The following is a 19141-nucleotide window of genomic DNA, read 5'->3' on the forward strand; positions in this document are numbered from 1 at the left end:
CACGGTCGCCGTAAATCCGCCGTCCTCGGGCTCACGACCCGGCGACGGCTCCCCCGCTTTCCCGGACATGGCGCAGTTCCTCTATGGCCTCGTCGAAAACCCGATCGCGTTGCCAGAGCACCAGCGCTTTGCGCGCCTTGGCGGTGTCGATCCGGTTGAACAGGCTGGTGAGCTTCTCGACCACGGCCGTCGACTGCACTTCGGGTCCGCCGCGCGACGAGGTGGTCAGCAGCGCCATGGCGGTGAATTGCTCCCGGGTCATGTCCACGGCCCGGGCCAGGATCGCCAGGCTTTCACCGCCCTTGTCGGTCACCACCCGCCAGACGGTCGGCTGGTCGACGCCAACCAGAAAGGCCATGCCGGCAACGAACACGGGCATATGGCCGTTGCGCAGCGTGTTGAGCAGAAAATCGATCGTCAGGTCGCCGGCCTCGGCCAGGCGCCGGACCAGCCGCTCGGCGGTTACCTGGGCGCCGTTGGCCTCGGCCCGGGCGACCTCGGCGGCCTGGTTGGCGCGCCGCAACGCTTCGTCGACGGTCGCTTCGTCGATATCGAACTGCTCCAGAATGTGCCGGCGCAGCGCCGCCGACACCGACCAATACAGACGATAGGCCAGATCGGTTGGCAGGTCGTGACGCGACACCAGCGGCTCGTGAAAACTGTCATAGCGCCGCGCCTCGGCCACCAGATGGGCCATGGCCGACCGCGAAATCGCCGCTTTGGGATTGTTGACCAGCGCTTCGAGCGCGTCGATCCCGCCATAGGCGACCAACGCCTCCGACACCGGCTCGGTCACGCCGTCGCCCTTGGCGATCGCCACCCGGTGCTCTTCGGTGCGAAAGCGAATGATCTCGATCAGGTCCACGTCCTGGAGCAGACGCGTGCGTTGCAACAGCGGCCAGGCCACGGTGATGTCGTCATTGGCCAGCCGACGCGCCAATTCGGTCATCTCCACATCGCTGTGGGCGAGCGCCACGCTCAACTCACGGCGCAGGTCCAGTTCGATGGAGTCGACCAACTTGATCAGAATATCGGAAATCAACGCCCGTTCATGATCCGAGAGGCGGTACTCCGGGCTCAGGAACAGGTCCGTGATGTTCTCCACCAGCCTGTGCCGGCCCTCGGCGGTTCGTGACCGCGCCAGCGCCAGAAGGTCTTCCATGTCGGCAATCATGGCTCCGATTCCCCTGTCGACCCTGCCACCCTATTGAACAGCGACCCTAGTGTGAGAAACACCGATTATGGCAAAATCCGGTCTATCATTAGTCGAACAGCAAAGAGGATTCAAATCTTTTTTCATCGATCATCGATGCTTGAACCAAAAGGCGGTACAGTAACGCCCACAACAATGCTTCAGGTTGACGACTTGCTTTGCACAGAGACTATATTTTTAGGCGATCAGACGACAAGAAAATCGTGCAAAACGTGCAGCCCCGAAGGGCTGCACGCAGCCCGGCGTCAGAACGGGATTTCGTCGTCGAGATCGGACGACAGATCGCCGGGACGCTGGTCGAAGCCGCCGCCCTGATGGCCGTAGTCGCCGGCGCCATAGCCTTGACCGCCCGGGCCGCCGCTGCCGCCGGGGCCCTGGTCATAGTCGCCGCCCTGGCCACCGCCGGCGCCCTGGCCGCGGCCGTCGAGCATGGTCAGCGCACCGCGGAAGCGTTGCAGCACCACCTCGGTGGAATAGCGGTCCTGGCCCGACTGGTCCTGCCATTTGCGGGTCTGCAACTGGCCTTCCACATAGACCTTGGAGCCCTTGCGCAGATAGCGCTCGGCGGTTTCGGCCAGGCGGTCGTCGAAGATCACCACCCGGTGCCATTCGGTCTTCTCGCGCCGCTCGCCGGTCTGGCGGTCGTTCCAGCTTTCCGAGGTGGCGAGCGACAGGTTCACCACCTTGCCGCCGTTCTGCATCGTGCGCACATCCGGGTCGCGGCCCAGATTGCCCACCAGAATGACCTTGTTGACGCTGCCTGCCATGGCTGATCCTATCGTTTCGGGAGGTTGGCTGTGGGTGCGCGCCGGAGCTTAGAGAATGCCGGCCGGCCGCGCCAGGGCCGGCATATGGCGCGGCCCCGGGTCCGGGATCAAGCCCCGCCGTCGGGCGGCGTGGCGCCGGTGGTCAGGTTGAGCCCGACCGCGCCGATCAGGATCAGCGCCAAAAACAGCATTTGCAAGCCGTTGAGCGACTGCTTGAACGCCACCCAGCCGATCAGGGTGATCGCCGCCACCCCGACGCCCGACCAGACCGCATAGCTGATCCCCACCGGCAACCGGGTAAACACCCAGGCGAGCAGCCAGAAGGTCACGCCATAAAGGGCCAGCGACGCGGTCGCCGGGCCGGGGCGCGCGAACCCGTCGGACAGTTTGAGCAAGGTGGTCGCCGCCACCTCGAGCGCAATGCAGACGAACAACGCCAACCAGGCCATCATCGGCCCCCACCGGGTCGAGCGTCGATGCGCCCGGCACCGCGCACGGCGGTGCCGTAGACGACCACCTCGACGGTCTTCAGACCGCCCGCGCCGAGGCTGACACCGGCAAAGCGCAGGCCATAGACCGCGTCGCAACCGGCGTCGCGGGCCGCACGTTCGAGCCGCCGCCGCGCCTCGCGTCGGGCCCGCCGCACCGTCAGCCCCAGCGCTGCGACTTCGCCGCCCACCAGACGCCGCAACACCACCAACAGCATGCGGCTCAGCGAATGGCTCAACACCACCGAGGCAAAGATCAGCTGGGCCGACCCGGTATCGGCGGGCGGCGGCAGCGTCGACAACAGCGGCCGGCCCGGCGACCGGTCATGGCGGTCGAGCGCCCGGTCATGGCGGCGCGCCAGCCACACACTGGCCAGCCACAGCCCGGCCGACACCGACACCGCCGCGAACGCGACCTGCCACCCGGTGTCGGGCAGGACAAAACCAACCCAATCGAGCCAGGCGACAGCGGACCCCGACGCCGCCTCAGTCATGGCGATGGTCGCTTGCGGACCGGGCACCCGGGTCGGCTGCGTCCGAGAGGGGATCGGCCGCGCCGGGACCGGGGACGGTTGCGCCCAGGGCGGCGTCCCTGTTGGGATCGGCCGCCGGCGCGGGCTGTCCGTGCGGGGCATGACGCTCGGGGGCGGGGCGCTCGCGGATTTGACGGTCGGGCGCCTGCTCCTCGGTCGCGACGCGCACAAGCCGTACCGCCGTGCCATAGGCCAGGATCTCGGCGGCGCCGTCGGTGACGGTCATGGTCGACAGGCGCAGATTGACCACCGCGTCCGCGCCGAGCCCGTCGGCCTCGGCGACCAGGCGGGCGATGGCCTCCTCGCGCGCCTCGGTCATCAAGGCCGTATAGCTTTTGAGTTCACCGCCGACCAGATTCTTCAAGCCGGCCAGAATATCGCGGCCCAGATGCTTGGCGCGCACCGTGCTGCCTTGGACGACGCCCAACTGCTCGACCACCCGGTGGCCGGGCACGGTTTCGGTATTGGTTACGATCAGCCGACCGGCCGGCTGGTTGTCACGCAAAACCGCCATGGCTCATCCCCACCCCGCACGCAAGGGCACCAAGATCAGGCAAGGCGATAACGCGGTCAAGCGGCCAGGAGGCCCAAGCAGCCAAAAAGCGGCAGACAAGCCGACCAGCCGCCCGGAAACCGGCGCCGGGCGCCGGGCGCCGGGCGCGCGTTTCTGCAACCGGCCGAAGCGCCAACCCCGGCGGCGCCGTGGCCGGCCATGGACCGGCAACCGGCACACCGCCCTGTCTGTGGGTGGTATCGCGGACCAAAGACCGCCTAGCGCGACTGGCTGGCGGCGTACTGCCATCGCCCGTCGGTCGGGGTGACGGCGCACACCCGATACTGGCTCAAGCGGCAGCGTTCGGCGCGCAACTCAGCCAGCCGGACATCGGTCGAAGACAGGGTCGGCGCCAACGCCTGCCGCAGCGCCGCCGCGCCGACCACGTCCCGCTCTTCGGCCAGGATCAACCAGGTGAGCGCCTCGGCGAGGTCGTCCAAGGGCGCGCCGGTGTGCGCCAGCATCCGACCGAGCGCCAACTGCGCCGGCCCGAACCCGCTCAACGCCGCGGCCGTGTACAAGGCCCGGGCCGTCTCCCCATCGGGCGCGACGCCCTCGCCGCGTTCATGCAGCCGGCCAAGACGATACTGCGCCCTGGGATCGCCGCCAGCGGCCAGCGGCCGCCATGCCGCCGCCGCCGATCGATAATTGCCGGTCGCATAGGCACGCTTCCCGGTAGCAAACAGCCGATCATCGACGCTGGCCACCAGCCGACCCGCCACTCCCGACAGCAACAAAACGACACAAACAGACAGTATCAACCGCCGAACCATACCACATACTCCCGCCCCCGGGCGCACCGGGAACCTCGAATACACCAAACAACGCCTTGTGGATTGAGCCGAAGCCATGAGACCAGCCGGATATGTGGACATCGCAGCACCGCTGGGCCCGACCGCCTCATGCGCCGGACGCTAGTGCGAAATTGTTAACAAAACGTCGCATGGAACTGATATACGCTCTGCCGCATTGCACGGTGCGGGATCTGCGCTATGGTCCGCGGCTGAGTCTCCTTTTGTTCCCAGCCGCCCCGGCCATCGGCCGGCGTGGCCCCATCCGCTTGGGATCGATCCGATGCTGAAGACGCTGTCGGTGCGCGGTGCGCGCGCGCACAATCTGAAGTCCGTCAACGTGGATATTCCCCGCGACAGCCTGACCGTGGTCACCGGGCTGTCGGGCTCGGGCAAGTCGAGCCTGGCGTTCGACACCATCTATGCCGAGGGCCAGCGCCGCTATGTGGAGAGCCTGTCGGCCTATGCGCGGCAGTTTCTGGAGATGCAGCAGAAGCCCGACGTGGACCATATCGAGGGCCTGTCGCCGGCGATCTCCATCGAACAGAAGACCACGTCGAAGAACCCGCGCTCGACGGTCGCCACGGTGACCGAGATCTACGACTATATGCGCCTGTTGTGGGCGCGCGCCGGCACGCCCTATTCGCCGGCCACCGGCGAGCCGATCGCCGCGCAAACGGTCAGCGAGATGGTCGACCGGGCGCTGGCGCTGGGCGACGGCCAGCGGCTGTATCTGCTGGCCCCGATCGTGCGTGACCGCAAGGGCGAATACCGCAAGGAATTCAAGGAGCTGCGCAAAAAGGGCTTCCAGCGGGTCAAGGTCGACGGCCGGTTCTACGACATCGAAGACGTGCCGGCGCTCGACAAGAAGTACAAACACGATATCGACGTGGTGGTGGACCGGGTGGTGGTCAAAGCGGGGCTGGAGACGCGCCTGGCCGACAGCTTCGAGACCGCGCTTTCGCTGACCGACGGGCTCGCGGCGGTGGAGACCGCGCCGCGCGACGGCGACGGCGAGCCCGAGCGCCACCTGTTCTCGGAGAAGTTCGCCTGCCCGGTCTCGGGCTTCACGATCCCCGAGATCGAGCCGCGCCTGTTCAGCTTCAACAGCCCGCAGGGCGCCTGCCCGTCGTGCGACGGCCTGGGCGTCAAGCTCTATTTCGACCCCGAGCTGGTGATCCCCGACCCGGCCCTGGCGCTCAAGGACGGCGCGGTGGCGCCCTGGTCCAAGACCCAGGCGCCCTATTACCGCCAGACCCTGCAATGCCTGGCGCGCCACTATGGGTTCGCCATGGAGACGCCGTGGGCCGACCTGCCCGAGACCGCGCGCCGGGCGATCCTTTACGGCTCGGACGGCGAACCGGTGGCCATGGTCTATGACGACGGCCGGCGCACCTACACCGTCGAGCGGCCGTTCGAGGGCGTGATCCACAATATCGAGCGGCGCTGGCGCGAGACCGACAGCCAGATGGTGCGCGACGACCTGGCGCGCTACCAGGCCTCGGCCACCTGCGAGGCGTGCGCGGGCCACCGGCTCAAGCCCGAGGCGCTGGCGGTCAAGCTCGGCGACCGGCGCCATATCGGCGCGGTCAGCGCGCTGTCGGTGCGCCAGGCGCTGGCCTGGTTCCGCGCCCTGCCCGACCAGTTGTCGGACCAGAAGCGCGCCATCGCCGACCGGATCTTGAAGGAGATCATCGACCGGCTGGGCTTTCTCAACGATGTGGGGCTCGACTATCTGACCCTGGCCCGTTCGTCGGCGACGCTGTCGGGCGGCGAAAGCCAGCGCATCCGGCTGGCCAGCCAGATCGGCTCGGGGCTGACCGGCGTGCTCTATGTGCTCGACGAACCGTCCATCGGCCTGCACCAGCGCGACAATGACCGGCTGCTGGAGACGCTCAAGAACCTGCGCGACCTGGGCAACACGGTGCTGGTGGTCGAGCATGACGAGGACGCGATCCGCACCGCCGACCATATCATCGACATGGGGCCCGGCGCCGGCGAGCATGGCGGCGAGGTGGTGGTCGAGGGCACGCTCGACACCGTGCTCGGCCACGACGCCAGCCTGACCGGGCAATATCTGTCCGGCCGGCGGGCGGTGGCGGTGCCGGCCGAGCGCCGCCGGGGCAAGACCGTGGGCAAGTCTCGGCGTCGCCAGATGCTGCGCGTGGAGGGGGCGAGCGCCAACAATCTGGCCGATGTCGACGTGGCGATCCCGCTCGGCACGCTGACCTGCGTCACCGGCGTGTCGGGCTCGGGCAAGTCGACGCTGATCAACGAAACCCTCTACAAGGCGGTCGCCCGGCAGCTCAACAAGGCGCGCGTGCAGCCGGGCGCGCACCGCGCGCTCAAGGGGCTCGACCAGATCGACAAGGTGGTCGACATCGACCAGTCGCCGATCGGGCGCACGCCGCGCTCCAACCCGGCCACCTACACCGGCGCGTTCACGCCGATCCGCGACTGGTTCGCCGGCCTGCCCGAGGCCCAGGCGCGCGGCTACAAGCCCGGCCGGTTCAGCTTCAACGTCAAGGGCGGGCGCTGCGAGGCGTGCCAGGGCGACGGCCTGCTGAAGATCGAGATGCACTTCCTGCCCGACGTCTACGTCACCTGCGACGTGTGCAAGGGCGCGCGCTACAACCGCGAAACCCTGGACATCAAGTTCAAGGACCGGTCGATCGCCGACGTGCTCGACATGACCGTCGAGGACGGGGTCGAGTTGTTCAAGGCGGTGCCGGCGGTGCGCGACCGGCTCGCCATGCTGGCGCGCGTGGGGCTTGGCTATGTGCGCATCGGCCAGGCGGCGACCACGCTGAGCGGCGGCGAGGCGCAGCGGGTCAAGCTGGCCAAGGAACTGGCCAAGCGCTCCACCGGCAAGACGCTCTATGTGCTCGACGAGCCGACCACCGGCCTGCATTTCGAGGATGTGCGCAACCTGATGGGCGTGCTCCAGGCGCTGGTCGACCAGGGCAACACGGTGGTGGTGATCGAGCATAATCTGGAAGTGATCAAGTGCGCCGACTGGATCGTCGACCTGGGCCCCGACGGCGGCGACGGCGGCGGCCGGATCGTCGCCACCGGCACGCCCGAACAGGTGGCCGAGACGCCCGAAAGCCACACCGGGCGCTATCTCAAACCGATCCTGGCGGCGGCCCGCACCCGCGCCGCCGCCGAATAACCGCGCGACCGGAGGGGGGCGCCGGCCCGCCCGCGCCCTCTCTCCCGCACCCGGCCGCCGGCCCGATGGATGGCGTCGCTGACCCTCGCCAATTGCGGCCGGGGATGGACGCCCACGCCCTGCCACCGGACGGGACAGCCACCGCGACACCCCACCAACCCTCCCCTCCCCGCCATTTGCGAGCCGCCGCAAGGCGGCGCGGCAATCCAGCCGCCGCCGGCTCCCCCCGACCGACCCCGACCGACCCGACCGCCCCGACCGCCCCGACCGCCCCGACCGGGCACAAGCATTGTTTCGCGATAATCAATCGCTTATCATTGTCCGATGCCGCCGACGCCCGACATCCTGCTGATGCTCGACCTGCGCCGCTCGACAGCCTTGTCGCGGGATGCTGCGACCGCGCTGGTGCGCGCGGTGGAACCGGCCCTGGCGACCCTCAATGACAGCATGGCCGAGACCCTGCGGGTGCCGCTGGCGCTCAGCTATGGCGACGAAATCGCCGGCCTGTTCGCCGATCCCGCCGCCGCCTATGAGGCGCTGGCTCACCTGCGCGGGGTGCTGCGCGATCATGCCGGGTTTCGCTATGTGGTCGCCGCCGGGCGCGCCGGCGCCCGCAGCGCCGATATCCGCCAGGTGGGCGGGCCGGTGTTCAAGGCCGCAAGCCAAGCCATGGCGCGGCTGAAAACCCGCGACGCCCCGTGCGTCTGGCAGGTCGGCGACGGGCTCGAAGCACGCACCCTGACCAGCCTCGCCGCCCTGGTGGAAGCCGCCCTCGCCGACCTCACCGACTATCAGTTCGCCGTCTATGAGCGCCTGGCCCGGGGCGACAACCAGAAGGACGTGGCCGAGGCGTTGGGCAAATTCCCCCAATCGGTGTCGGACGCGGTGCATCGGGGCAAATTGACCCTGCTGATCGACGCCGAGGCCACCCTGCGCGCCCGCCTCGCCGCCCTCAAACAATCGGAAAACATTGATTATGCTGAATCAATGGAATTGGATTGACAGCGTCGGCATTCTGGCGGCGGCCTTCGCGGTCGCCTTCATCCTGTCCACATTGGTGATCCGCCTGGGCATTCCGCACCTGAAATCGGACAACACCGTGCCCAGGCCGGGCGAACCCACGGCGCCGCTGCCCGACAGCAGCGACCGCGGGCGGGTGTTCGACTGGCGCGCGACCGGCTTCTGGATCGGCTTTTGCGAGACGGTTCTGCTGTTCGTGCTGGTGTTCGCCGACCAGTTCAGCGCCCTGGCCATCCTGATCGGCGCCAAGGAGTTCGTGCGCAAGGAGCGCATCGCCGCCAACCCGTCCTATTATCTGCTTGGCACACTGGTGAACCTGACCGTCGCGGTGCTGTGCGCGCTCGCCGCCCGGGCGCTGATCGCCGGCGGCTGAGGCCGGCGACACACCACCGACCGCCCACCCCGCCGCCGATGCGACCAAGCGACACGGCCAAAGGGGGACGCGGCGCGGCATGACCGGCAGCGGCGTCGCCGACACCCGACGCCGGTCTGGCCCGGAAAATTCTGATCGAAAACGAGTCTTTCTCTCCCGCCCGCGCCGGCCGGCGCGGGGAGGGAAACGACCCGACACAAATCTTAACCATAAAGCCTAGAAAGCTGATTTTTTGATATCGTTTTATTAACGCGTCTCGGAACAACACTTTTCATACCTTACACTGACCTCGGGAAAACACTATGGCTAGCAATCCTGACCTATTTCCAGATATGGAGCGAATGGCGGCGGTCGAGGATCTCGTGACCGCGCGCCTGGCCGATGCGCGATCCCAATACCGACAGCGCCCGGCGCTGCCCGAGCCACCGACCCAGAGCTGGTTCGACAATCTGGCCGATTTCGACTTCGAACACCCGCAAGACTTGCAACCCTTGCTCGACTGGTCGATCGATGCGCTTGAAACCGGCATGGTTCATACCACCCACCCGCATCATATCGGCCTCTTTAACCCCGCGCCGACCTTTCCCGCCGAGTGCGCCGACCGACTGGTCAACGCCTACAACCCGCAGGTTTGTTTCTGGTCGGCGGCGCCGAAGCTGGTGGCGATCGAGGAGCATGTGCTGCGCCAGGTGGCTCAACGCGCCGGCCTGCCGCGCCAGACCGCCGGCCATTTCACCAGCGGCGGGTCGGAAGCCAACGCCACCGCCCTGTGGTGCGCGCTGACCGCGGTCGAACCACGCTTCGGCCAGGACGGCGTCGCCGCCTTCGCCGGACCGCCGGTGATCTATACCTCGTGCGAGAGCCACCTGGCCTGGGTGAAACTGGCCCACACCACCGGCTTGGGCCGCAACGCCGTGCGCCTGGTCGCCACCGACGGCCATGGCCGCATGGACACGCTGGCGCTCGAACGGGAAATCCAGACCGACCTCAGCCTGGGCCATGTGCCGGTGCTGATCGCCGCCACCGCCGGCACCACCAATGCCGGCATGATCGACCCGTTGTCCGCCTGCGCCGACCTGGCCGAGGCTTACGGCATGTGGTGCCATGTGGACGCCGCCTGGGCCGGCGCGCTGATCGCCTCGCCGACCCGGCGCGCCGCACTGGCCGGCATGGAACGCGCCCACTCGGTGACCATCGACGGCCACAAATGGTTCGCCATGACCATGGGCGCGGGCATGATCCTGGTCACCCGACCCGAGATCCTGGAACAGACCTTCGACATCGACACCATGTACATGCCCGACGACGAGGGCAGCACCAATTATTACCGCACCTCCACCCAATGGTCGCGCCGGTTCGTCGGCCTGCGGATGTTCCTGTCGCTGGCCAATGCCGGCTGGTCGGGCTATGCCGCCCATGTGGACCATGCGATCGCGCTGATCGACCGGCTGGTGGACACGCTGACCAAAGCCGGCTGGCACTTGGCCAACGAGTCGCCCGCCGCGGTCGCCTGCCTGGTGCCCCCCGAAGGCCCCGAATCGGTCGATCGCTATCTGACCGCGGCTCTGGAACAGGGCGGTTTCTGGATCTCCAAGGCCAAGCTCGACGGCGTGCCCATGCTGCGCTTCTGCGTTACCAATGGCCGCACCCAAGCCACCGACATCGACACCCTGGCGCAGTTCCTGAAAAGCCAGATGTACGAAACCGCCTGACCGCTCGCCCCCCCCCCGGCGCCGCCCTGATCGATCGCAAGGGATCGACCAGGGGTGGCACCGGGGTTTGCACGGCGACCCGACCGGCGAAGGTGGACGCCAGGCAAGCCGGCCGCCGTTTCGCGTTGATCGCCCATCCCGCCATGGCGAGCGCCCCGACGCCGCCCATCGCCGCCGCACACCGCTGCCGGCCATGGGCGCCAAGACCCCACACTCGGCAGCGATCCGGCCGCCGGCGGCGATTGCCTATCGCGCCGCCACAGGGCGGCTCGCCATGCCGCAATCGGTGGTGGGGCGTGCAAGGCCAAGCCCGGACCGGCCAAGCGGCGCCGTGGCGGCCTGCCGGTGCAGCGCGAGCGGACCCGCCGCGTCGACCATCGCGCGCCCGCCCGTGCCCCAGACAGTGCCACCGCCAAGGCCAATAGCCGCGTCGGCATCCCCTCCCCGATCCTGGCACCATCGATCGGGCACCCTGGCCGCCCTGCGTGATATCGCGACTTATTCGCGATTGTGATTGATATTGCGCATGATTTGCGATAGCAGCGAAGGAGGCGTCCACGGGCGCCCTCCACCGACAGCGAAGAGGCTCGCCATGCGTTTTCTCCGGTTCGTGACCCTGCGCCGACCCTCGCCCGGTCCCAAGCCACCTTGCGCCCACTGCCGCGACCCGAAAACCGACCAGGCGGGCAGCCCGCCACCGGACAGGAAAAAGCGCCCGGGGCGCCCCAAGGGTCATGGCTTCGTCGCGCAAACGCTGGGCCAGCCCGTGGCCAGGATGCTGGCCGTGGCGCTTGCCGTCACGGTCGCCCCGGCCAATCCCGCTGGCGGCCCCGCTGCCTGGGCCGCCGACGCCGGTCCCGAACGCATCGTCGCGGTGGGCGGTGCCTTGACCGAGATCGTCTATGCCCTGGGCGCGCAGGACCGGTTGGTGGCGGTGGACAGCACCAGCCTCTATCCCGCCGCGGCGCGCGACCTGCCCGATGTGGGCTATATGCGCAATCTGGCCGCCGAGCCGATCCTGGCGCTCGACCCCGATCTGGTGCTGTTGATCGAAGACGCCGGCCCGCCGCCGGTGATCCGGCAGTTGCACGCCGCCGGTCTGACCATCGTCACCGTGCCCGACGACACCAGCGCCGACGGGGTGCGCACCAAGATCGCCCGGGTCGCCGAGGCGCTGGGGCGCCAGGCCGCCGGCGCGACCCTGCTCGACCAGTTCGACAACGCCTATGCAGAGGTGGCGACGCGGATCGCGGCGATCGACCACAGCCCGCGCGTGCTGTTCGTCATCTCGTTGGCCGGCGGGCCGCCCATGGCGGCCGGCGCCGGGACGTCCGCCGCGACCATGATCGACCTGGCCGGCGGGCGCAACGCGCTCGACGGTATGGACGGATTCAAGCCGCTGTCGCCCGAGGCGGCGGCGGCCGCCGCCCCCGATATCATCCTGGTGCCGCAACGCACGCTCGACGCCGCCGGCAGCAAGGCGGCGATCCTGGCGCGGCCCGAATTCGCCGACAGCCCGGCGGCCCGGGCCGGCCGGCTGGAGGCCATGGACATGTTGCTGCTGTTGGGCTTCGGCCCGCGGCTGCCGGAAGCGGTCGACACCCTGGCGACCAAACTGCACCCGGACCGGACGGTCCAGCGATGAGCACCATCGGAACCCCCGTCTTGCCCCGTTCGGCCCCCACAAAGAGCCCGGCCGAGAGCCCGGCCGACCGCTTCGACCCGGCGCGGGCGATGGCCCAGCACGCCGACCGCAGCCGGATCGCCCTGACCGCCATCGGCGCTCTGTTGGTGCTGTCGGTGCTGTTGTCGCTCGGCGTCGGCGCGGTGGCGATCCCGCCCGCCGATGCGCTGTCGATCCTGGCCAGCCGGCTTGGCCTGCCCGCGCTCACCGACCATACCAGCGTGCAGGAGACGGTGCTGGTGGCCCTGCGCAGCCCGCGCACGCTGCTGGCCATGCTGGTGGGCGCGGCGCTGGCGGTCTCGGGCGCGGCCATGCAGGGGCTGTTCCGCAACCCGCTGGCCGACCCCGGCTTGATCGGTGTGTCCACCGGCGCCGGGCTGGCTGCGGCGCTGGTGATCGTGCTCGGCGGCGTGTTGCCGTTCGGCCTCGCCGCCATCGCCCAGGACGTGGCGGTACCGCTGGCCGCGTTCGCCGGCGGCCTGGCGACCACCTGGATCGTCTATCGCATCGCCAGCCGCGGCGGCCGCACCGAGGTGGCGACCATGCTGCTGGCCGGGATCGCGCTCAACGCGGTTGCCGGGGCGGCCATCGGGCTGCTGATCTTTCTCAGCGACGACCAGGCGTTGCGCGACCTCAATTTCTGGCTCTTGGGCAGCCTGGGCGGCGTCACCTGGGACCGGCTGGCGCTGGCCGCGCCGCTGATGTTGATCCCGGCGCTGGCGGCGGTCCGGCTCGCCCGGCCGCTCAACGCGCTGCTGTTCGGCGAGCGCGAGGCCGCCCATCTGGGCTTCGACGTGGAGCGCACCAAGAACTGGGTGGTGGTGCTGGCGGCGCTGGCCGTCGGCGCGTCGGTGGCGCTGACCGGGGTGATCGGCTTCGTCGGCCTGGTGGTGCCGCACCTGGTGCGCCTGGCCATCGGCCCCGACCACCGGGTGCTGTTGCCGGCCGCAGCACTGCTCGGCGCCAGCCTGCTGCTGATCGCCGATGTGCTGGCGCGCACCCTGGTGCTGCCGGCCGAACTGCCGATCGGCATCCTGACCAGTTGCGTGGGCGGGCCGTTCTTCCTGTGGCTGCTGATGCGCCGCCGGGGCCTGGGCCTGTGGTGAACACCGAGGAGGGATATCCGATGCTGAGTGCCCGCAACCTGACCGTCCGCCGCCGCGGCCGCGCGATCCTCGACGGCGTCTCGCTGGACCTGGAAACCGCCCAGGTGACCGCGCTCATTGGCCCCAACGGCGCCGGCAAGTCGACGTTGCTGCACGTGCTGTCGGGCGCGCTCGCCCCGTGCGCCGGCGAGGTCCGCATCGCCGGCCGGCCGCTCGGCGCCTGGCGCCGCGCCGATCTGGCCCGGCTGCGCGCGGTGATGCCGCAATCGTCGGAGCTGTCGTTCCCGTTCCGCGCCTTCGAGGTGGTGCTGATGGGCCGCAGCGCCCATGCCGGCCGGTCGAGCGAGGCCCGCGACCTGGAGGTGGCGCTGGCCGCGCTCGAAGCGGTCGACGCCGGCCACCTGGCCGAGCGGGTCTATCCGACCCTGTCGGGCGGCGAACGCCAGCGCGTGCAACTGGCCCGGGTGCTGGCCCAGATCTGGCCCGAGACCACATCCGAGACCACATCCGAGGCCGCAGCCGACACCGCCTCGGACACCGCCTCGGACGGCCTTAACCCGCTGCCGTCCGAGCGGCTGCTGCTGCTCGACGAGCCGACCAACAATCTCGATCTCACCCACCAGCACCAGCTCATGCGCACCGCGCGCCTGTGGGCCGACCGTCACGGCGTCGGCGTGCTGGCGGTGCTGCACGACCCCAATCTGGCGGCGCTTTACGCCGATCGGATGGTGGTGCTGGCGGACGGGCACCTGGCCGCCCAAGGCACCGTGGACGAGATCATGACCGCCCCGGTGATCGGCCGCGTCTTCGACCTGGCCGTCACCATCGAGCGCCACCCGACCCGGGGGGCGCCCCAATTGATGCCGGTCTGAGGGCCTGTCGGACCGCATCGCCAACCCGAAAGACCATGGAGACTGCCGCCCATGTCCATCGCCAACATGTATATCGCCATGAACCGCTTCTCGGTGCTCAAGGACCATGCCGCCGATTTCGAGGCGGTGTGGGCCAGCCGCGAAAGCCGGCTCAAGGACCAGCCGGGGTTCGTGGAGTTTCAGATGCTCAAGGGGCCCGAAGACAATGGCGTGATCCTCTACGCCAGCCACACGGTGTGGCGCTCGGTCGAGGAATTCGAGGCGTGGACCCAATCGCAATCGTTCCGCGACGCCCACAAGGACGGCGGCAAGACCCGGCATATGTATGAGGGCGGCCCCCGGTTCGAGGGCTTTCATGTAATCCAGGAGGTCGACGGTGAAGGGCGTTAGAGCCACCCTGTTATCCGCCATGTCCATGGTCGGAGCGCGGCCATGAGTGCGGCCCTGTCCGGCCACGAGCCGAGCGCGCCCGACACCGCACCTGGCGCCGCGCCCAAGGCCGCGCCGGCGATGCCCGAGATCGCGCGCGCCCGGCTCGACCGGCCGGCGCTGACCGGCGCCTTCGAGCGGCGCGCGTCGACCCACTGGTTCGCGCGCCGGCCCGAGCCCGTGGACGACGCCCAGGCGCGCTTTGCCGAGCTATTGGCGATGCCGCGCACCGGCAAGACCGTGGCCTATCTGCACGTGCCGTTCTGCGCCAACCATTGCCTGTTCTGCGGCTTTTACCGCAATTCGGCGCGCGGCGACTTCTCGGCGCGCTATACCGCGTCGCTGGTCGCCGACCTGGCGCTCCACGCCGACCGGCCGGCGATCGCCAGCGGCCCGGTGCACGCCGTCTATCTGGGCGGCGGCACGCCAACGGCGCTGACCGCGCGCGACCTGTTCACGCTGATCCAGGCGGTGCGCTGCCACCTGCCGCTGGCGCCCGACTGCGAGATCACCGTGGAAGGCCGCATCCACGGCTTCGACGACGAAAAGGTCATCGCCTGCCTGGACGCCGGCGCCAACCGCTTTTCCATCGGCGTGCAAAGCTTCGACACCGCGCTGCGCCAGCGCCTGGGCCGCAAGGCCGACCGGGCGCGCGCCGAGCGCTTCATGGCCGACCTGGTCGCCCACGACCGCGCCGCCGTGGTCTGCGACCTGATCTACGGCCTGCCGGGCCAGACCCTGGAGACCTGGCTCGACGATGTGCAGACGGTGGCCGAGCTGGGGCTCGACGGCGTCGACCTCTATGCCCTGACGCGCATTCCCGACAGCCCGCTCGACAAGTCGATCGCCAAGGGCGCGCTGCCGCCGGCCGCCGACCTGGGCCAACAGGCCGAGCGCTATGCCGCCGGCCGCGCGCTGCTCGACGCGTCGGGCTGGCGCCAGTTGAGCCAGGCGCACTGGGCGCGCACCCCGCGCGAGCGCAACCTCTACAACCATCTGATCAAGGCCCAGGCCACCGGGCTGGCGTTCGGCGCCGGCGCGGGCGGCGGGCTGGCCGGCCACCGCTACGCGGTCGAGGCCGACGTGGACGCCTATGCCGCCGCCATCGCCCAAGGCACCAAGCCCTTGAGCTTCCTGTTCCGGCCCATGGCCGGCGCCGACTGGCGCGGCGCCATCGCCGCGACGCTGGAGACCGGCCGCATCGCGCCGGCGCGCATCGCCCGGCTGGCCGGGCCCGAGCGCGGCGAGCGGCTGACCGCCGCCCTGGCGCCGCTGCTCGATCACTGGCAGGCGGCGCGCCTGATCGCGCCGGCGCCCGGCGGCTATGCGCTGACCGCCGCCGGCTGGTTCTGGCAGACCAACCTGATCGCCGGCCTGCAACAGATCATGGTCGGGCTCGACCACCGGCCCGACGCCGCCCCATCGACACAGGAGACCCGTTCCCATGGCTGACACCGCCGCAATGCCCGCAGACCCCACCGACGACCACGCCGCAGCACTCGCAGCCGTGCGCGCCCAGTTCGCCCAATCCACCGACGGCGTGATCGAGGCGATCGCCAAGGACCACGGCCTGACGCCCCGGCAAGTGGCCGACTGCCTGCCGGCTGAGACCGGCGCGGCGATCCCCGGCCGGTTCTTCCAGACGGTCATGGACGACCTGACCGATTGGGGCCGGCTGATGGTCCTGGTCCATACCCCCGACCTGATTCTGGAATGCGCCTCGGAGGTGCCCAAGGGCTCGGAAGGCCACGGCTTCTTCAATCTGGGCGGCGGCCAGCCCCTGGGCGGCCACATCCGCCACCACCGCTGCGCCGCGATCCGGTTCTTGAGCCGGCCGTTCATGGGCTCGGCCAGCCACGCGATCCTGTTCTTCAACGAAGACGGCGGCATCATGTTCAAGGTGTTCGTCGGCCGCGACGACAACCGCCAGCTCAAGCCCGACCAGGTGGCCCGGTTCGAGCGCTTGCGCGACCGGCTGGTCGCCGAGGCGGCCCGGGACGGCGCCGGGCCGCTCGGGGCGGAGGGCTAGGCCCATGCAGACCAGCGAGCATTTGGCCCCCGGACGCATCCTGCTGTTCGGCGGCACCCGTGGCACTGGCCTTGAAGTGGCCCGGCTGGCCCGCGCGCGCGACTGGGACGTGGTCGCCCTGGCCCGGCCGCAGTCGGACACCCAGGCGCTGTCCAGCCTTGGCGCACGGGTGGTCGCCGGCGACGCGCTCGACGCCGACGACGTGGCCATGGTGATGTCGGCGTTCGGCCGCGACCGCCAGGTGGTCTCGACCCTGGGCGGCGGGCCGGTGGGCGCCTCGGCCGACGCCCAAGGCACCGCGACCGTGGTCGACGCCATGGTCGACGCGGGCGTGCGCCGGTTGGTGCTGGTCACCTCGCTCGGCGCCGGCGACAGCCGGGCCCATGCGTCCGAGCGGCTGTTGGCGGCGATCGGCCCGGTGCTGGCCGAAAAGACCAAGGGCGAGGACCATGCCCGCGCCGCCGACCTGGACCTGACGGTGATCCGCCCCGGCGGCCTGGTGGACGGTCCGGCGGGCGAACAGGGCCGGGCGCGCGGCCAGGGCACGGGCCAGCTTTACGACGACCCGCGCGTCCACGGCCGCATCGGCCGCGCCGACCTGGCGCGCCTGGTGCTCGACTGCCTGGACGACCCGGCGACCATCGGCCGCACGCTGTCGGCCATCGACCCCGAAACGCTCAGCGCGCCCGACGATGTGCGCGTCTGGCGCGGCGCCGATCAGCCGGCGGCCTGACCCGCCGGCCCCCAGACAGGCCCGGGTTCACACCAGCCCCCGGGTCTGCGGGCGGCCGGCGGGCATGGGGTGCGCGCGAGGACCAAGCCGCGTGGGTCAGCGCGGCGCTTCCCCGGTCCTCTCACCCCGCCCGCCGGCCGCCCGCCACAGTTCCATCACCCGCGCCACCGGCAGCGCGTCGACCGCGCCCCGGTGGCCCGACACCGGCTCGGCGGCGAACAGGGCGTTCAAGATCGCCTCTTCGGTGGCCTCGGCGACGCCCTGAAACAGCGGCGACATGGCGGCGTTGGGCCAGTGCGCCACCGGCCGCACCCCGTCCACCGGCGCGCGCCGCACCGCTGGATGGGTGGCGAAGGCGATCACATAGTCGCCCGAGCCGTTGGTCAGCGACGCCCCGGTGCGCGCCAGCCCGGCGACCGCCCGGCGCGCCAGCCGCTCCAGGTTGCGCGCCGACAAGGGCGCGTCGGTGGCCACCACGATCATGATCGAGCCGTCGGGATTGTCGCCGGGCGCCGTTCCCGGGCCCGGCGCCGCGCCCCCGCCCTCGTTCTCGCCCTTGTTCTCATCCTCGCCCTCGCCCTCGCCCTGGCGATCGGTGTGATGCGCCGGCGCCACCGCCTCGCGCAGATAATAGCGTCCCAGCGCCTCGCCCACGCGCACCCCGTCGACGGTCAGAATGCCGCCCATATTGGCCTGCACCAGCACGCCCACCGTCCAGCCGCCGAGCGTCTCGGGCAGCCGCCGGCTCGCCGTGCCGATGCCGCCCTTGAAGCCGAACGCCACCGTGCCGCGCCCGGCGCCCACAGCGCCCTCGGCCACCGGGCCGGTCTCGGCACGTTCGATGGCGGCGATCACATGCTCGGGCGTCACCGCGCGCGCCCGGATGTGGTTCAAGAACCCGTCATTGGTCTCGCCGACCACCGCGTTGACCGAGCGCACATCCTCATTGCCCGGCCGGTCGAGAGTCCAGCGCACCACGCCGGCCAGCCCCTCGGCCACGTTGAGCGTGTTGGTCAGCACGATCGGCGTCTCGATCTCGCCCAGTTCGCGGATCTGGCTGATACCGGCCAGCTTGCCATAGCCATTGGCCACGTGGACCGCGGCGGGCACCGGGCGCTGGCGCAGATTGCCCGGCGCCGGCACGATGGCGGTGACGCCGGTGTTGCGCGCCGGCGGCGCGGCCAGCGTCACCTGGCCCACGCGCACCCCGGCCACGTCGGTGATGGCGTTGAGCGGCCCGGTGGCCAGAACGCCGATCTCGATGCCCCGGTCACGCACTCGCGCCTCCGCCGCCCGCGCCACCGGCGACCAACCCGCCACCAGCAATGCCAGCAGCACACCAGCCGTCGCCAACCGGCAGCTCACGCGCACGCCGCCCGCGCGTCGATCCAGCGATTGTGCCTCGATCATATCCGTCGCCTCCCTGCTCTGGCGATCTGCTCCGGCGGTGGTCGCAGGCCCGCCGCGACCTAGAGGAACCCGCCGACCCGCCGGGGTCAACACGCGCCGCCACGGCACGGCGACACCGTCCTCGCCATCACGCCGAACCGGCTCGGCCCCGAAAAAGCGCCGACCAACAATGTTTTCGAATTCTTGTCATTGTTCACTAAATCGAAACCGCTTTGCTGCTATCGCACGCCCAAAGACCGCGTGGCCAACCGACCGG

General features: G+C 70.0%; 17 protein-coding genes and 2 pseudogenes. 12 read left to right on the forward strand and 7 right to left on the reverse strand.

Annotated elements, in window-relative coordinates; translation table 11 throughout:
* Positions 1-31 precede the first annotated feature (31 nt).
* The 6 genes from EV659_RS03020 to EV659_RS03045 form a co-directional block, all read right to left on the reverse strand.
* Positions 32-1174, reverse strand: a complete 1143-nt coding sequence (locus tag EV659_RS03020; protein ID WP_132707337.1) for a DUF2336 domain-containing protein — start codon at positions 1172-1174, stop codon at positions 32-34.
* Between the two features lie 284 nt (positions 1175-1458).
* Entirely contained in the window at positions 1459-1980 is a 522-nt protein-coding gene (gene ssb, locus EV659_RS03025; RefSeq protein WP_132707339.1) for a single-stranded DNA-binding protein, read from the reverse strand.
* 107 nt (positions 1981-2087) lie between these two features.
* A complete protein-coding gene (locus EV659_RS03030; RefSeq protein WP_132707341.1) occupies positions 2088-2432 on the reverse strand; it encodes a DMT family transporter in 345 nt (114 codons plus the stop codon).
* Positions 2429-2962 (reverse strand): heavy metal-binding domain-containing protein, encoded by a 534-nt coding sequence (locus EV659_RS03035; protein ID WP_165878678.1) that lies wholly within the window; start codon positions 2960-2962, stop codon positions 2429-2431. Before EV659_RS03035 ends, EV659_RS03030 begins: the two co-directional genes overlap by 4 nt.
* A complete protein-coding gene (locus tag EV659_RS03040; RefSeq protein WP_132707345.1) occupies positions 2955-3515 on the reverse strand; it encodes a YbjQ family protein in 561 nt (186 codons plus the stop codon). Before EV659_RS03040 ends, EV659_RS03035 begins: the two co-directional genes overlap by 8 nt.
* A gap of 257 nt (positions 3516-3772) precedes the next feature.
* Positions 3773-4261 (reverse strand): tetratricopeptide repeat protein, encoded by a 489-nt coding sequence (locus EV659_RS03045; protein ID WP_132707347.1) that lies wholly within the window; start codon positions 4259-4261, stop codon positions 3773-3775.
* A 367-nt stretch (positions 4262-4628) separates the two neighbouring features.
* On the opposite strand from EV659_RS03045, the gene uvrA reads away from it, so the two are divergent.
* From uvrA to EV659_RS03100, 12 genes and pseudogenes are all read left to right on the forward strand, one after another.
* Positions 4629-7517: an excinuclease ABC subunit UvrA gene (uvrA, locus tag EV659_RS03050; protein WP_132707349.1), complete on the forward strand. Its 2889-nt coding sequence runs from the start codon at positions 4629-4631 to the stop codon at positions 7515-7517.
* A gap of 324 nt (positions 7518-7841) precedes the next feature.
* The gene (locus EV659_RS03055; protein WP_132707351.1) at positions 7842-8519 is read left to right on the forward strand and encodes a hypothetical protein; all 678 of its coding nucleotides are present in this window, start codon (positions 7842-7844) and stop codon (positions 8517-8519) included.
* Positions 8494-8910 (forward strand): hypothetical protein, encoded by a 417-nt coding sequence (locus tag EV659_RS03060; RefSeq protein WP_132707353.1) that lies wholly within the window; start codon positions 8494-8496, stop codon positions 8908-8910. The genes EV659_RS03055 and EV659_RS03060 overlap by 26 nt, the downstream gene beginning before the upstream one ends.
* 341 nt (positions 8911-9251) lie before the next feature.
* Positions 9252-10622, forward strand: coding sequence for a pyridoxal phosphate-dependent decarboxylase family protein (locus EV659_RS03065; protein WP_165878679.1), 1371 nt, complete (start codon positions 9252-9254; stop codon positions 10620-10622).
* A 775-nt stretch (positions 10623-11397) separates the two neighbouring features.
* Positions 11398-12267 carry a heme/hemin ABC transporter substrate-binding protein gene (locus EV659_RS03070; protein WP_242463657.1) on the forward strand — a complete coding sequence of 290 codons (870 nt, stop codon included), beginning with the start codon at positions 11398-11400 and terminating at the stop codon, positions 12265-12267.
* 89 nt (positions 12268-12356) lie between these two features.
* A complete protein-coding gene (locus EV659_RS03075; protein WP_132707667.1) occupies positions 12357-13412 on the forward strand; it encodes a FecCD family ABC transporter permease in 1056 nt (351 codons plus the stop codon).
* 20 nt (positions 13413-13432) lie between these two features.
* Positions 13433-13873: pseudogene (locus tag EV659_RS15285) on the forward strand (ATP-binding cassette domain-containing protein); the annotation flags it as partial.
* Positions 13874-13978: 105 nt separating this feature from the next.
* Positions 13979-14107 (forward strand): annotated as a pseudogene (locus tag EV659_RS15290) (heme ABC transporter ATP-binding protein); the annotation flags it as partial.
* A gap of 243 nt (positions 14108-14350) precedes the next feature.
* Positions 14351-14674: a heme-degrading protein HmuQ gene (gene hmuQ, locus EV659_RS03085; RefSeq protein ID WP_132707668.1), complete on the forward strand. Its 324-nt coding sequence runs from the start codon at positions 14351-14353 to the stop codon at positions 14672-14674.
* Between the two features lie 42 nt (positions 14675-14716).
* Entirely contained in the window at positions 14717-16165 is a 1449-nt protein-coding gene (hutW, locus tag EV659_RS03090; protein WP_200288004.1) for a heme anaerobic degradation radical SAM methyltransferase ChuW/HutW, read from the forward strand.
* Complete coding sequence (gene hutX / locus EV659_RS03095) at positions 16158-16742, forward strand: heme utilization cystosolic carrier protein HutX (protein ID WP_200288007.1); 585 nt, start codon at positions 16158-16160, stop codon at positions 16740-16742. Before hutW ends, hutX begins: the two co-directional genes overlap by 8 nt.
* 4 nt (positions 16743-16746) lie before the next feature.
* Complete coding sequence (locus EV659_RS03100; RefSeq protein WP_132707361.1) at positions 16747-17475, forward strand: SDR family oxidoreductase; 729 nt, start codon at positions 16747-16749, stop codon at positions 17473-17475.
* A gap of 96 nt (positions 17476-17571) precedes the next feature.
* On the opposite strand, the gene EV659_RS03105 is transcribed toward EV659_RS03100, so the two are convergent.
* Positions 17572-18885 carry a DmpA family aminopeptidase gene (locus tag EV659_RS03105; RefSeq protein ID WP_132707363.1) on the reverse strand — a complete coding sequence of 438 codons (1314 nt, stop codon included), beginning with the start codon at positions 18883-18885 and terminating at the stop codon, positions 17572-17574.
* Between the last annotated feature and the right edge of the window lie 256 nt (positions 18886-19141).

The organism is Rhodothalassium salexigens DSM 2132 (genome assembly GCF_004341375.1).
GTDB classification, from domain to species: Bacteria; Pseudomonadota; Alphaproteobacteria; order Sphingomonadales; family Rhodothalassiaceae; genus Rhodothalassium; species Rhodothalassium salexigens.